This window comes from Roseateles sp., from assembly GCF_039595595.1.
Lineage (GTDB): Bacteria > Pseudomonadota > Gammaproteobacteria > Burkholderiales > Burkholderiaceae_C > Roseateles.
Genome location: NZ_JBCNLG010000003.1, coordinates 72,649 through 86,668 on the forward strand (window position 1 = coordinate 72,649; position 14,020 = coordinate 86,668).

Genomic DNA, 14,020 nt, shown 5'->3' on the forward strand with positions numbered 1-14,020 from the left:
TGAGATCGAACCACGACCGCTCACCCCTGGCGAGCCCGAAGCACCAGCGCGCTTCGCTCACCACTGTCATTGCCCACGTGCAGCAGCGCCTTGCGGCCAGGCGCACGCGTGGCCGGCTGCAGCAGGGCGCGGCTCAGCCACGCCATGGCCAGCACCGGAGCCGCCGCGCCGGTCTCGCCGACACCACGCGCGATGGGATAGTGGTCGAACTCCGCCACCCGTCGTTCCATGGCTCGCCCGAGCGCCAAAGCCACTTCGCGAAACTGGCGCGCTTCGCCACTGACACCGCTGACGTGGAAATCGAGATCGGCCACCTCGCATCCGGCGCTGGCAGCCGCCTGACGAATCGCCTGAACGAGCCCGGTACCGCGCACCGGCGCCATTGCGCCCTGGTCCGTCCATGCGTCTGTCGGAGTTCCCTGACCAAGTCCATCGATCCAGACGCCTGTGCGGTCAGCCGGTCCATCAAGGCTCAACAGCAGAGCCGCCGCGCCTTCTCCGGGAGTCAGACCATCGCTCTGATTCGGCAGCTTCAGGCGCGACTGCGCATGTAGACGTGAGATCGCGGCCGACGTGAGCAAGCTGTCGATGCCAATCACCACGACGTAGGGGCAGCGCGCGAACTGTCCCCGCCCCTCCAGCAGTTCGGCGGCCGAGAGCAATGCGTCCGCGATGCCGGCCTTCCCCAGACTCAGCACACGCGAAGCGGGATGCAGTCCCATTCCAGCCGATTGCATTCCGGTCAGGCACCCATGCGCCTCAGCGACCGTCATGCCGCTGCACTTCGGACTCGCGCTCAGCAGCAGCACGGGCAGGTGTTGACGTGGCACCTCCGAAGCCAATCCGGACGTTGCTTCGTACCAGACCTGCATGGCCATGGCCGCGTGACGCGACGTGCCTTGCACCGCAACGCCGTGGATGGTGGCACCATGAACGACCTGACCGTCGCAACGGAACGCAGTCTCCTGCAGATGGTTCATGTGCGCGTCGATGGCCGCGATGGCGGCAGCGCTGTGGTGTCCCAGCGCACAGCACATCGCAGGCGACTGGATGTACATCGGGCGCCAGCTCGATGAGGGGGCGCTTGTTCGGCTCATGGCAGCACCACGGAAAGTTCTGTCTCGTCGCAGCCCTTGCAGCCACTCCGGATGCCAGAAAAACCAGGTGCCCACAGTTCCGGGTCAACGCCTCCCACCGCACAGGCCTCGAACTCCTGAAGGCTGCGTCGAATCGGCACACTCGCCCGCCATACGGCACTGAAGCGCAGCTCTTCTGTTTCGAAAAACAGCGTGTCCAAGTGAGCCTTGGGAGCTTCTTGCGAGGTGTCTGAACGAAGCACGCCGACCTTCGGCTTGAAATTGGGCAGTTCGAATCTCATGTCGGGTCGCCCGGGAAGCAGATTGAGCAAGCGAACTGTTTCTCCGCCTTGGGGATACGGCATCTGCTGATCCTCCGGCGCGCACTGGTAGAACTGTTCATCGAAGTCGTGCGGCAGCAGCGGGAAGACATCGCGCTGCCACACCTCGTCGTAGGTGCCCGCCAGGCTGCGTCGCGGCAACCAGTTCCTCGCGACTGCGCTTAGTGCCGCCGGCGGAAGCACGTCGCCCGGCTGCTGCACGGGGTGCTGAACATGCTCCAGTTGATGGGCGGCTTGCAGATGCATCTGGCCCAGCGTCCGAGCACCCGCGAAACCGAGTCCCGATGGATTGTGTTCGTTCGTTTCGCAGAGTCTTTCCCCACCCTCCTGGTACCAACGGGTGCCGCCGAATGCGAGACCATGATGGAGAGGCGTCCGAACGAACTCGCTACTGGAGCCGAGACGGAATGTCCGCCCGCCGTCCGTGCTTTGCCATTGACGAGGGCCAAGGACGCGCAGCAGCTTGCGTAGCGGCCCGAGCTCGAAGCCGGCATGCAACTCGCGCGTTGGCCGGCCATCGGGGCTATGAGCGCAAGCATCGAAGATCACGTCACAACGTGCCTTGAAGCGGGCCATGTCTGCGCTGCAACGCAGTGGGCTCTCGCCCGGCGCTCCGTAGTACTCATCTGTCATGACCAGAGGCTGAGGAGGCAGCGGACGAGGCCGTTGCCCCGATTCCGGAATGCTCCACGTCGCTTTTGTGACGATCACCAGGTGCTCGCGCCCGGTCATGTCCAGCGCCACAGCGATGTCGGTGGCCAAATGCTTGGAGCCAATGTGCAACTGCATGGATCGCGTCAGTTCACATGCACCGACCCACCCACGATGCGCTGTGTCGCGCTCGCATGGCTGGTGATGTAGGTCCCACGCAGTTGGATGCGCCCGTCAGCGGTCAGCACGATGCACGCCTCGCCGCAGCGCAGTTCGAGTTCTTCCGCGGCCTCGATCACCTCCCTGTGCCCATCGACCGTGACGATCAGCCCTTCCGGCTCTTCCTGCGAATCCCGCTGCTGCTCAGCCGCCTCGCCCTGCGTCCCTGCGCCATTCCACAGCAGCCCCAGCACGATCGCCGAGCCGCCCGCGAGCACGCTGAGCGCCACGCCCTGCCCTTCCTGCGCCGCCGTCAGCGGCACCAGACTGTGCACCACGCCCACCACACCCAGCCCCGGCACCTGCGCCGCGCCTGCCGCACCCATCGCGGGCGCCGTCTGCAGCGTGCCGATGACCACCTGTCCCGGCGCCGGCATCGCCGCCGCTTGCGACCCCTGGCTCAGCAGCACATGGAACGGCGACGCTTCCTGCGAAGCCTCGGCACCTTGCGCCGCCACGTCGACTCGTTCCACCTCAGTTCTCCAGGATCTTCTTGCCCTTGACGGTCACCTCGCCGTCGGCCTTGAAGGTCTGCTCGCCGGTGGTGCCCACGCTCAGCGTGTGGCCGTTGAGGATGATCGTGCCATCGGACTTCATCGTCAGGCTCGCCTTGCCCACCGTCAGATGGATCTCGTCCTTGGCCGTGACCGAGTAGGTCGCCCCGCTGCTGATCGAGTAGTCCTTGCCCACCGTCGTGGTCTTGTGCAAACCGATCTGCGCCGTCTGGAACGCGCCCACCGTCGTGTTCATCATCGCGCCTACCGAGGTCTGATACCCCAGCCCGATCGTCAGCGCCTTCGCCAGGCCGATCGTTTCGGCCTTGGCCATCGTGATGGTCTCTGTCTTGTTCCCGCCGATCGTCACCGACCGGTTCGACCCGATGCTGATCGTCTCGTTGACGCCCACGTCCTCGGTGCGGTTCATCCCGATCGAGATCGTCTCGTCCAGGTCCACGCGCTCCTTGCGGTTCTGATGAATCGTGATCGTCTCATCCAGGTTCACCGTCTCGGTGCGATTGCCCTTGACCAGCGTCGTCTCATGCCGGTCGATCGTCTTGGTCCGATCCCGCCCGACCCAATGCGTCTCGTCGTTCTCGACCTCGATATCCTGGTTCTTCTCCGCGTGGATCCACAGCTGCTCCGCGCCCTGCTTGTCCTCGAAGCGGATCGCGTTGGCGTTGCCGTAGCTGCCCCCCTTCGTCGAGCGCGTCAGGAAGCCGCTTTGCGTCGCGTTGGCCGGCAGGTCCCAGGGCGGCAGGTTCTCGCCGTTGTAGGTGCGGCCGATGATGATCGGCGCATCCGGGTCCCCTTCGATGAACCCCACGATCACTTCCTGCCCGATGCGCGGAATGTGGATCCCGCCGAAGTTCGACCCCGCCCACGGATGCGCCACGCTCACCCAGCACGAGCTGCGCTCGTCGCGCTTGCCGCGCCGGTCCCAGTGGAATTGCACCTTCACCCGGCCGTACTTGTCCGTGTGGATCTCCTCCCCCGCCGGACCCGTCACGATCGCCGTCTGCGGCCCCGGCACCAGCGGCTTGGGCGTGCGCCGCGCCGGCCGGTACTGCTGCGCCGACGGAATGCAGCTGAAACTGCACCGCAGCCCCGCCTCCCCCGACCCCGATTCATTGCCCGCCTGCTGCAGGCTCAGCACCGTGCCGGTCACCAGATATTCATCGTTCTCGATGTCCCGCGGATGCCGCGTCATCGACAGCAGATGCCCCGTGTGCACCCCCTGCGCATTCGTCGTGCCGTCGTACACCTCGAACGCGGTCTGCAGCTCGTCGAGCCGGTCCTCCACGTACTGCGCCCCATCCCCGTTCTGGATGTAGCCGCCCGGGTAGTCGAACACCTCCCCATCGGACAGGTCGTAGTCGCGCTCCTGGCTCCGCGAGGCCTCCAGCGACGCCGACGGCCGCTGGAAGTCGTAGTCCGTGATCACCACCTTGCCGGGCTTGACGCACTGCACGCCGTTCCAGCTCTGGATGTACTCCAGCTGCGGCGCCGCCTGCGCCCCCGAGCCGTAGAACGGCAGCGACTCGCACCCCGGCACCGCGTCGTGCCCGCTGGCCGAGTCGCACAGGACCACCTTGTGACCGTTCTCCTCGTGCTCCACGTACCAGTAGATGCCCTCGTTCTCCAGCAGCCGCGCCACGAAGTTGAAGTCCGTCTCCCGGTACTGCACGCAGTAGTTCCAGGTCCGGTACGGGCGCAGCAGCTTGAACTCGTAGCGCGCCACCGGGTGGTCCTCGAACACCTGCTTGACGATGTCGGGCACCGTCATCTCCTGGAAGATCCGGCAGTCCGACGTGCGCGTGAGCAGCCACAGCCACGGCCGGATCTGCATCTCGTAGACGCAGTGCTTGCCCTCGAAGCCACGCTGCGCGAAACGCGTCACGTAGCCGCTGATGTAGCGCGGCGCCTCGTCGCGCAGCGCCACCGTCAGCGTCGCCGGCTTGCCCAGCAGGTCATAGGCCGACAGGTCGCGCTGCTCGCTCAGCAGCGTCAGCATGGTGTCGCCCGCTTCGCTCAGACCCTCTCGCGACACGCACGAATGCACTCGCAGGGTTTCTTCGGGCAAGGCGGTCTTGAGACGGAACGGTGAGGCCATGGCTCGCAGGTACTGGGACGATGCCTCGCAGGCTAGGGAACACCCCTTGCCCGGGCAACTGTCGAAGGTCACTCTCGGCCGTCAGGGCGATAAACGCCCGCCACGAGGGGCAGGTCATGCCGGCCGCGCTCCTCCAATCAGCGCCTCACGCCCCGCGTTGCCCTTCTTGCAGGCGGATCGATGTCCAGACGCGTCACCGCCCTTCGCAGCTCGGTCTCGGAAAGCGTCATCCCCATCCCCTGCATGCAGATCCTGAGGCGGTTGCTCCGTTCCAGAAGCTCGGTCTTCGCCTTGACGAACGAGTTGGCGACGGACGACCCGTAAGCCAGTTCCGCCTTGGCTCGGCCCGCCGCCATCACCGCCGGATCGGGCGACATCATCGCCAGATCGATCAGATCCCTCGACATCACGCTGTTGTCCCGCCAACGGTCGGCATTGGCCATGAGCTTCGATGCAACAAGGTCCACATCCGTGAGCCGCCAAACGCCGCAGATCCGCTCCTCCGGCCGCGGCGCGTCCAGCGTGATCCGGCTCTCGAAGACGATCTCGAACTTGATCGGCCGGGCACCGCCCATGGAGACCGCGCTGCGGATTCCATACTGATCGACCCGCGGCTCGCGCTCCAGCTTCACTTCCGGAGAGAAGGCCCAGGCCAAACCGCTCTGATCGACCAGGGAACGCAGCCTCCGGTAGCCGTCCTTGTCGTCGCACATGAAGTCGATGTCGACCGATTCGCGGTATTCGCCAAAGGCCAAGGCGATCGCGGTGCCGCCACCAAACAGGCAGCGGTTCTCGCACAGGAGATCCGAGTTCAGGTGCGCCAGCACGGCAGCGATGTGCTGATGATGCGGTCGCTCAAACAAGCATCACCCCCTTGCCCAGCGTCTCCACGAGCCGCTGGATCAGCGCGCGCTCCTTGGGCAGCACTTGCGCCTGGTCCACGTGGCGCCAATTGCGCTCATAGAGTTCCAGCGCCTCCTTCGGGGTCACCGTGGCCTGCGGGTCTGAAAGATGCCAAGCGATCTCGCGGAGCTGCGGATAGGCGTCAATGCGAATCCGGCTCGGCAACCGGCGCTGCCTCAACTGCTCTCCGGCAGTTCGCTTCTCAGAGTCCTCGGCGACATCCGCCAAGTCCTGGGCGAGCCTGAGGGAATCCAGCACCTTGAGAAAGGTCGCCACGGTGATCGAAGGGTCGCCGCGCTCCAGGCGGTTGAGCGTCACGCGGGTGATCCCCGCCTCGCGAGCGACCTGCTCCGCCGTCATGTTCCTGCGGAGCCGGGCCTCACGCACCCGTTCGCTCACCTGCGCCCACAGGCGCTGGAGGTCATCGGCGAGCAAGGCTGCTTTGGCTGGCATGTATCGCGTTTTATACGAAGACCCATGCCAACGCAAGCGGCCTGCCAGCGCCGCTCAATCGAACCCGTACTCGAAATCCCCGTCCTTCACCGTCAGCGCGACCTGGGTGATCGTCTGGCCGTTGGTCAGGCGCGTCAGGTATTCCCGGCTGATGCGCGGCAGCACCGTGTTCGTCAGGATCGCGTCCACCACCCGGCCGCCGCTTTCGACCTCGTTGCAGCGGCTGATGATCAGCTTCACCACGTCGTCGCCGAAGCTCAGCGGCACGCCCAGGTTCTCGCCCACGCGCTTCTGGATGCGGCCCAGCTGCAGACGCACGATCTGGCCCAGCATCTCCTCGCTCAGCGGGTAGTACGGGATCGTCACCAGCCGGCCCAGCAGCGCCGCCGGGAACACCTTCAGCAGCGGCTCCCGCAGCGCCTTGGCGATGCCCTCCGGCTCCGGCATCAGCTCCGGATCCGCGCACAGCTTCATGATCAGGTCGCTGCCCGCGTTGCTCGTGAGCAGGATGATCGTGTTCTTGAAGTCGATGTAGCGGCCCTCGCCATCCTCCATCCAGCCCTTGTCGAAGACCTGGAAGAACAGCTCGTGCACGTCCGGGTGCGCCTTCTCGACTTCATCGAGCAGCACCACGCTGTACGGCCGGCGGCGCACCGCCTCGGTCAGCACGCCGCCTTCGCCGTAGCCGACATACCCCGGCGGCGAGCCCTTGAGCGTCGAGACCGTGTGCGCCTCCTGGAACTCGCTCATGTTGATGGTGATGACGTTCTGCTCGCCACCGTAGAGCGCCTCGGCCAGCGCCAGCGCCGTCTCGGTCTTGCCCACGCCCGACGTGCCCGCCAGCAGGAACACGCCGATCGGCTTGCTCGGGTTGTCCAGCCCGGCGCGCGACACCTCGATCCGCTTGGCGATCATCTCCAGCGCATGCCGCTGGCCCACCACGCGCTGGTTCAGCGTGTCGGCCAGCTGCAGCACCGCCTGCAGCTCGTTGCGCACCATGCGGCCGACCGGGATGCCGGTCCAGTCCTGCACCACCGCGGCCACCGCCTGCTCATCCACCTGAGGCAGGATCAGCGGCGCATCGCCCTGCAGCGTCGCCAGTTCGGCGCGCAGGCCGTGCAGCTCGCTCAGCAGCGGGCCGCGCTCCTCTTCCGAAGGCGCGCCCTCCCCGTCCTTGCGCAGCAGCGCGTGCAACTCCAGCACGCGGTCGACCATGCCCTTCTCTTTCAGGTGGCGCGCCTCGAGCTCCGCCTTGCGCGTCTGCGATTCGTCCAGCGCCGCCGCCACGCGCTGCTGGCGCTCCGCGACGTCCATCCCGATGGCGCCCTCGCGCGCGATGATCTCGCGCTCGATCTCCAGCGCCTGGATGCGGCGCTGGCAATCCTCCAGTTCCGCCGGCGTCGCGTGCTGGCTCACCGCCACGCGCGCGCAGGCCGTGTCCAGCAGGCTCACCGCCTTGTCCGGCAGCTGCCGCGCCGGGATGTAGCGGTGGCTCAGACGCACCGCGGCCTCGATGCCCTCGTCCAGTAGCGCCACGCGGTGATGCTTCTCCAGGATGGAGGCCACGCCGCGCAGCATCAGCACCGCCTTGTGCTCATCGGGCTCGGGCACCTGCACGACCTGGAAACGCCGCGTCAGCGCCGGATCCTTCTCGATGTGCTTCTTGTACTCGGCCCAGGTCGTCGCCGCGATCGTGCGCAGCTTGCCGCGCGCCAGCGCCGGCTTGAGCAGGTTGGCCGCGTCGCCCGTGCCCGCCGCGCCGCCCGCGCCGATCAGCGTGTGCGCCTCGTCGATGAACAGGATGATCGGCTTGGGCGAGGCCTGCACCTCGTCGATGACCTGGCGCAGCCGGTTCTCGAATTCGCCCTTCATGCTCGCGCCCGCCTGCAGCAGGCCGATGTCCAGCATGTACAGCGACACATCCTTCAACTGCGGCGGCACGTCGCCCTGCGCCAGGCGCAGCGCGAAGCCCTCCACCACCGCCGTCTTGCCCACGCCCGCCTCGCCCGTCAGGATCGGGTTGTTCTGGCGCCGGCGCATCAGGATGTCGACGATCTGGCGGATCTCCTCGTCGCGCCCGGCGATCGGATCGATCTCGCCATTGCGCGCGCGCTCGGTCAGGTCCACCGCGAAGCGCTTGAGCGCCTCCTGCTTGCCCATCGCCGCGGGCGCGATCGCGCCGCTCGCGTCACCGGGCGCCGCGCCTGGCTCGGCCGCGCGCATCGCGCGCTCGGGCGAGCCTTCCAGGATCTGGTTGAAATGCTCGCTCAGGTCGTCGACCGGGATCTTCTCGAACTGCTTGGACACCGACAGCAGCACGTTGCGCATCGACGCCGTCTTCAGCAGCCCCAGCACCAGATGGCCGGTGCGAACCTGCTGGTCGCCGAACATCAGCGAGCCGTAGACCCAGCCGCGCTCGACCGCGTTCTCGACCCAGCTCGACAGGTCGGTGACCGAGGTGGCGCCGCGCGGCAGCCGGTCCAGCGAGGCCATCAGGTCCGCCGACAGCTGCGCCGCGTCCAGCCCGTAATGCTTGACGATGCGGTGCAGGTCGGAGTCCGGCGTGTTGAGGATCTGGTACAGCCAGTGCTGCAGCTCCACATACGGATTGCCCCGCAGCTTGCAGAACACGGTGGCGCCTTCGATCGCCTTGTAGGCCAGCGGATTGAGCTTGCCGAAGAGGCTGGTGCGGGCGATTTCAGTCATGACGATGCTCCCTGTGATGCCGGCGGCGTCGCCCGCCCCCGGACCCGCTGTCGCGGATGCAGGTGCAGGTCGCCCCGGTCGTGACGATGCGGACGGCCGCCCGCGCGGCCCGTCCAGGATGTGAAGCCCAGCCGCGCCCGGCCGCTCAGCGCCGCGGCGGGCACCTCGTCGCGGCGCAGCACCGGCTGCAGCTCCCATTGCAGGTTGTGGCCGACGTACTGCCGGATCCAGTCGTTCAGCGGCCGCCACGCGTCGCCGTCGGGCAGGAAGCCCTCGTACTGGCGCAGCGTCAGCGGCCCCAGCACGACGCGGAAACGGTACTGCCGGTCCCAGGCCTTGTTGCCCGCCGTGGTGGTCTGGCCCAGCCGCGGCAGCTCGCGGCCGATGCGCTCGGGCCGCTGGCGCGCGAAACCCAGCCGCGTGCGCTCGCCGTCCTCGACCGGCAGCCAGTGCGCGACGTGCTGCTCGATGCGCACCGGCACGCCGAAGTGCAGCGACAGGATCTTCGCCAGGCCCTCCGGATGCTGCGCGCGGCCGCCATGCAGCCCGGCCTGGAACAGCCGCGCGGTCTGCGGCAGCGAGTCGTTCGGACGCAGCGCGCCGTCCAGCCCGGTCGCCGCGCCCAGCCAGGCCGCGTAGCGGTCCGAGGCCGGCCGGTCATGCTGCACCGCCGGCTGCGATTGCGCCCAGGCCCGGTAGAAGTGCAGCAGCAGCCGGTGATGGAAGACGTCCAGGAAGCGGCTCAGCGTCGGATCGCCGCGCTGATGCAGCCGCTCGCGCGTGTATTCGGTGAGGTGCAGCGGCATCGGCCCCTGCGGACCGAGCAGCCCGAAGAAGCGCACGCCCAGCCGCGGTGCCGGTCCTTGCCCGCGCGTCAGACTGGCCAGCGCGGCCGGTGCGAAGTCGAGCTCGGGCTCCTGGCCCAGCCGGATCGCCTCCTGCGACGGCCGCAGCCCGCGGCCCAGCCGCGGCACGTCCGGCGACAGGCCTTCGATGCGGCGCAGCAACGCGAAGAAGTCATGCGCCCACGGCGTCGCCTCGACATCCTCGAAGAGCGCGCGCAGCGCCTCATCCCGCTGGCCGCGCTCGCCGCGCTTCTCGGGCCGGCGCGCGAGCAGATGCTCCGGCCGCAGCTCCGCCGCCGCGGCGCCGGCCGGCGCGGCGTCGCCGCCGCTCGCGTCATTGGCGCCGTCGCTGGCCGAACCGGAGTCGCGCACGTTCATGCGCGCCCCCCGGCACGCTCATCGCGCCCTTCAGCATCGCCGCCAATGCGCGGCGCCCAGCGCTTGATCAGCCCGCGCTGCGGCGAACGCAGGCTCAGCTGCGTGAAGCTGTTGATCGCCGCGTGGCGCGTGAAATAGCGCTCCAGCACGCTGGCGAAGAGGAAGGCGCTGTGGCCCTGGAACGCGAGTTCGTCGAGCTCCAGTTCAATCTCGGTGCCCGCCCCGTAGCTCAGCGGCCCGCTGAATGGGAGCCGGCGCACGACCGGCTTGGCCTCGACCGCGCGCACGCCCTCGATCTGGCGCAGCCAGGCCGGATCGGCCGGCGGTCCGTACAGCGCCAGCAGACGGCGCAGCGTCGCGGCCGCCTGCGCGGGCGGCTCGTCCGCCCACGGGAGCTGCTGCTGCGTCAGCAGGCCGACCAGGTTCCAGCCCGCCTCGCCGGCCGGCTGGCGGCTCACCGGCCGCGTCGGCCCGTGCACCGCCTCGACCTTCAGCACCGGCCCGGCCGCGTCCAGGCGCCAGATGCCGGCGCCGTTGTGCGGCAGCAGCATCGGCAGGTCGCGGTTGGTCACCAGCGCCGTCACCGACAGCTGGCGGATGTCCTCGCGATACGGCGCATGGCGCGGATCGACCAGCGACAGGAACACCTCGTCGCCGATGTAGCCGGTGCGCGGCCCGTGCTCCTTCTGGCGCGTCGACATCAGCCGCGGCTCGCGCCGCGCGGTGTAGAAGCCGGGCGCATCCGGACGCGCCTCGTGATAGGTCGCATACAGCGGCTCGAAACCCTGCTGCCCCAGCGCCCCCGCGCCATAGCCGGTGACCGACTGCAGGCTGTGGATCTCGTAGTCCATCGGCCGGGTGCGGTCCGGCACGACGTGGTACTCCCAGCTGCCGGTGCCCAGCTGAATGCGGTCCAGCCGCTTCGGGAACAGGTTGATCGCCGGCGTGCAATGCAGCGACACGCTGTCCGCATCGACCATCGCCTCCAGCCCGCCATCGCCGCGGCTGAAGAACAGCACGATCTCGAAGGCGTTGCCCTCGATGCGCGCGAGCCGGTCGGCCAGCTGGTCGATCTCGAGGAAGAGGAAGCGCCGCGGCATCGCGGCGAGCTCCTGCATCAAGCGGCTGCCGGAGAAGTTGCGATGCGTCTCGGGCAGCAGCGCCTCGTCGGCGCCGAAGCCCATCGGGCGGATGCTGGCCGCCGGGCGCCATTGCGCCGGCACCAGGGGCGCGTCGATGCCCTCGCCGGCCACGTAGCTGCCCAGCGGCGCGCCCAGCGCGAGTTCATGCAACCGGTAGGCGACCTCGTCCGGCGCGCTCAGGTACAGCGCGAGCCGCTCCAGGCCGAGCTGCCGCACCGGGATGCCGCCGCCGGTCCTGAACCGGAGCCGCAGCCCGCCGCGGCAGCCGGCCGCATCGGGCAGGCGCGACATCGGCAGGTCCGGCGCATGGGTGAAGTACTGCGCGTCCTCCAGCGTCAACGGCCACAGCGTGATCGGATGCGCGGTGCGGAACTCGCAGCGCGTGTCCTGGCCGCGCGGCACGCCCGCCTGCAGCACGCTGCCGCGCGGCACCGGATGGCCCTTGGAGAGATTCGGATCGGTCGGATCGACGCTCAGCCGCGCGATCATCATCGACGGCACCGGCGCCAGGAAGTTCGGATAGATGGACTCGAGCAGATGCGAGATCAGCCGCGGATGCTCGGCATCGAGCTTGAGCTGCACCCGCGCGGACAGGAAGGCGAAGCCCTCCAGCAGCCGCTCGACATAGGGATCGGAGACCTCGGCCTCCTCCATGCCCAGCCGCGCCGCGATCTTGGGGAAGTCGCGCGCGAACTCGGCGCCGACCTCGCGCAGGTGGGCGAGCTCGTCGTTGTACAGCCGCAGCAGGCGGGGATCCATCGCGGTCCTCAGCCTTCGCGCACTTCGACCTGGCCGGCCTCGAGGTCCAGCTGCGTGCGCAGCAGGATCTCCAGCGGCACCGGCTGCGACCACAGATGGCCACGGATGTCGAACTCGATCACGTTGTGGGTGTCCATGACGCTCTGCGTTTCCACCGCCCGCACCTGCAGCGAGTCGGGCAGGATGCGCGGCTCGAAGCGCAGGATGGCCTGGCGGATCTGCTTCTCCAGCAAGTGCACGTCCACGCGCGACGCGAGCTGGCCCGACAGTGCCGGCAACCCGAAGTTCAGCACGCTGTCGCCGACCTGCGCATAGGCCTCGGTCTCCTTGCCCAGCGGCTGGATCGCGTTGAACAGCCAACCCAGGTCGCGCAGCACCGCCTGGCGCAGCTGCGACTTGGACATGACGCGCCGCTCTTCGGCCTCGACGCGGTGATAGGGGTCGTCGTCGGTCAGCCGGTCCAGCAGGGCCGGTTGCAGACGGTCGCGATGGATCTGGCTCATGGGCGTTGCGGGAGCGGCGGCGCGCCCCGGCCGGCCGCTCGGCCGCCAGCGCGCGGCGCCGGCATCATGGCTGACGCAGCTCGATCAGCCGCGCGTCGAGCAGGCTGGTCTCGCCCTGCTCGGTCATCAGCACGCGCTGGCCGATGCCCGCGTACTGGTCGTCCTGCGAGCCCGGCAGCGGCTGCCATTCGGTGCGGCGCGCCAGCCAGACGCGCTCGTCGTCGAAGGCCACGCTGCGCGGGTAGCGCGTCGGGATCAGCGCCACCGAGGCGCCCCCATTGGGGAACTCCAGGTGCGCCGCGGTCCAGACCAGGTCGCGCAGGTCGGTCGGCGGCTCGATGTGGATCTCCTTCAGCGCGGAGAACGGCACCCAGCAGTAGCGGCCGTTGATCACGGCCTCGAGCACCGGGCCCAGCCGCGAGTCGGCGTCGCAGATCCACTCGAAGGCCGTGCCATCGAGCGTGCCCGCCGTCGCCGGCGCCGCCTCCAGCGCCTGCTGGCGCAGTTGGCGCGCGCCAGCCGCATCGCCATCGGCCTCGACCTTCAGCGCGTGGACCAGGTTGGCGACCCACTCGGCCGGCTCGCCCATCACCATCGGCGTGGTGCGGCCTTCGAAGACGGCTTCGCGCACCAGCTCGCACTTGAGCGCCTCGCGATAGGTGTTCACCATCGCCAGCGTGCCCGCGTCCAGCTCGCCGCAGACCTCCAGCTGCGCCGCCGCCCGCGCCCACTGGCCGGTCACCGCCAGCAGCTGGAACAGCATCGTGCGCAGCTTCGCGTCCTGCGGACGCTGGCGCACCTGCGCCTGCGCCGCGGCCAATGCCTCGGTCGGGCGGCCCGCCGCCAGCAGTTCCTGCACTGCGCTCATCGATCGCTCCCGAATGTGTTCAACGCGCGCCGACGCTCAGGTGAGGTCGTCGTCGAAGGTGTGCGAGCCGCCCATCTGGCCCTTGGCGCTCTGCGGCCGGTACTCGACCGAGACCTTCTGGAAGCTCATCGCGATGCGCTCCAGCGGCTCGCCGCGCTCGTCGGCCTCGATGTCATACGAGGCGATGCGCGCCTTCTCCAGCGTCAGGCAGAAGTAGTCCTCCTGCGCGCCACCAGCCTTGCGCAGGTAGAGCTTGGCGCTCTTGACCTCGTCGTTGGTCGCCACGGCGCTCATCAGCGCGGTGCTGCCGCTGTCCAGGTTCTTGGTGATGGTCAGTTGGCGGTAGCTGCGGCGGCCGGTCTGCTGGCCCGCCACGGCATCGCCGGCGGCGCCCACGCCCCAGCTGAAGCCGCGCACGACGAGGTCGTTGGCGTGGCCCGCCGCGGTGGATTCGCCCTTGACCTTGCCCGCCCGCTTGAGCGACAGATCGAGGTACATGTCGGCGCTGCTCGCGCCGCTGGTCAACGGATTCATCTTTCGCTCCGGCATGGACAACGGATGACGGC

12 protein-coding genes are annotated in these 14,020 nt (G+C 68.6%); all 12 read right to left on the bottom strand.

Going from position 1 to position 14,020, the window contains the following annotated elements; translation table 11 throughout:
* Positions 1-20 precede the first annotated feature (20 nt).
* The 12 genes from ABDW61_RS05530 to ABDW61_RS05585 all read right to left on the bottom strand — a co-directional run bounded on the left by ABDW61_RS05530 (position 21) and on the right by ABDW61_RS05585 (position 13,988).
* The gene (locus ABDW61_RS05530; protein WP_343637040.1) at positions 21-1,058 is read right to left on the bottom strand and encodes a hypothetical protein; all 1,038 of its coding nucleotides are present in this window, start codon (positions 1,056-1,058) and stop codon (positions 21-23) included.
* A gap of 35 nt (positions 1,059-1,093) precedes the next feature.
* Positions 1,094-2,206, bottom strand: a complete 1,113-nt coding sequence (locus ABDW61_RS05535; RefSeq protein ID WP_343637042.1) for a DUF2169 domain-containing protein — start codon at positions 2,204-2,206, stop codon at positions 1,094-1,096.
* 8 nt (positions 2,207-2,214) lie between these two features.
* Positions 2,215-2,760, bottom strand: a complete 546-nt coding sequence (locus tag ABDW61_RS05540; protein WP_343637043.1) for a hypothetical protein — start codon at positions 2,758-2,760, stop codon at positions 2,215-2,217.
* Position 2,761: 1 nt separating this feature from the next.
* On the bottom strand, positions 2,762-4,897 hold the full coding sequence (tssI, locus tag ABDW61_RS05545) for a type VI secretion system tip protein TssI/VgrG (protein ID WP_343637045.1): 2,136 nt from the start codon (positions 4,895-4,897) through the stop codon (positions 2,762-2,764).
* A gap of 137 nt (positions 4,898-5,034) precedes the next feature.
* Positions 5,035-5,760: a nucleotidyl transferase AbiEii/AbiGii toxin family protein gene (locus ABDW61_RS05550; protein WP_343637047.1), complete on the bottom strand. Its 726-nt coding sequence runs from the start codon at positions 5,758-5,760 to the stop codon at positions 5,035-5,037.
* Positions 5,753-6,253, bottom strand: coding sequence for a helix-turn-helix transcriptional regulator (locus tag ABDW61_RS05555; protein ID WP_343637049.1), 501 nt, complete (start codon positions 6,251-6,253; stop codon positions 5,753-5,755). Before ABDW61_RS05555 ends, ABDW61_RS05550 begins: the two co-directional genes overlap by 8 nt.
* Positions 6,254-6,307: 54 nt before the next feature.
* The gene (tssH, locus tag ABDW61_RS05560) at positions 6,308-8,959 is read right to left on the bottom strand and encodes a type VI secretion system ATPase TssH (RefSeq protein WP_343637051.1); all 2,652 of its coding nucleotides are present in this window, start codon (positions 8,957-8,959) and stop codon (positions 6,308-6,310) included.
* On the bottom strand, positions 8,956-10,182 hold the full coding sequence (tssG, locus tag ABDW61_RS05565) for a type VI secretion system baseplate subunit TssG (RefSeq protein WP_343637053.1): 1,227 nt from the start codon (positions 10,180-10,182) through the stop codon (positions 8,956-8,958). The genes tssH and tssG overlap by 4 nt, the downstream gene beginning before the upstream one ends.
* Complete coding sequence (gene tssF / locus ABDW61_RS05570; RefSeq protein WP_343637055.1) at positions 10,179-12,083, bottom strand: type VI secretion system baseplate subunit TssF; 1,905 nt, start codon at positions 12,081-12,083, stop codon at positions 10,179-10,181. The genes tssG and tssF overlap by 4 nt, the downstream gene beginning before the upstream one ends.
* Before the next feature lie 8 nt (positions 12,084-12,091).
* Complete coding sequence (gene tssE, locus ABDW61_RS05575) at positions 12,092-12,586, bottom strand: type VI secretion system baseplate subunit TssE (RefSeq protein WP_343637057.1); 495 nt, start codon at positions 12,584-12,586, stop codon at positions 12,092-12,094.
* Between the two features lie 64 nt (positions 12,587-12,650).
* The gene (locus ABDW61_RS05580; RefSeq protein WP_343637059.1) at positions 12,651-13,454 is read right to left on the bottom strand and encodes a type VI secretion system accessory protein TagJ; all 804 of its coding nucleotides are present in this window, start codon (positions 13,452-13,454) and stop codon (positions 12,651-12,653) included.
* A 36-nt stretch (positions 13,455-13,490) separates the two neighbouring features.
* Entirely contained in the window at positions 13,491-13,988 is a 498-nt protein-coding gene (locus tag ABDW61_RS05585; RefSeq protein ID WP_343637061.1) for a type VI secretion system tube protein Hcp, read from the bottom strand.
* Between the last annotated feature and the right edge of the window lie 32 nt (positions 13,989-14,020).

What these genes read in the sequence shown, in the direction of transcription:
- tssH (WP_343637051.1), bottom strand. Translation starts at nt 8,959, where the DNA reads ATGACTGAAATCGCCCGCACCAGCCTCTTCGGCAAGCTCAATCCGCTG.
- tssF (WP_343637055.1), bottom strand. Translation starts at nt 12,083, where the DNA reads ATGGATCCCCGCCTGCTGCGGCTGTACAACGACGAGCTCGCCCACCTG.
- ABDW61_RS05530 (WP_343637040.1), bottom strand. Translation starts at nt 1,058, where the DNA reads ATGTACATCCAGTCGCCTGCGATGTGCTGTGCGCTGGGACACCACAGC.
- tssG (WP_343637053.1), bottom strand. Translation starts at nt 10,182, where the DNA reads ATGAACGTGCGCGACTCCGGTTCGGCCAGCGACGGCGCCAATGACGCG.
- ABDW61_RS05535 (WP_343637042.1), bottom strand. Translation starts at nt 2,206, where the DNA reads ATGCAGTTGCACATTGGCTCCAAGCATTTGGCCACCGACATCGCTGTG.
- ABDW61_RS05585 (WP_343637061.1), bottom strand. Translation starts at nt 13,988, where the DNA reads ATGAATCCGTTGACCAGCGGCGCGAGCAGCGCCGACATGTACCTCGAT.
- tssI (WP_343637045.1), bottom strand. Translation starts at nt 4,897, where the DNA reads ATGGCCTCACCGTTCCGTCTCAAGACCGCCTTGCCCGAAGAAACCCTG.
- ABDW61_RS05555 (WP_343637049.1), bottom strand. Translation starts at nt 6,253, where the DNA reads ATGCCAGCCAAAGCAGCCTTGCTCGCCGATGACCTCCAGCGCCTGTGG.
- ABDW61_RS05580 (WP_343637059.1), bottom strand. Translation starts at nt 13,454, where the DNA reads ATGAGCGCAGTGCAGGAACTGCTGGCGGCGGGCCGCCCGACCGAGGCA.
- tssE (WP_343637057.1), bottom strand. Translation starts at nt 12,586, where the DNA reads ATGAGCCAGATCCATCGCGACCGTCTGCAACCGGCCCTGCTGGACCGG.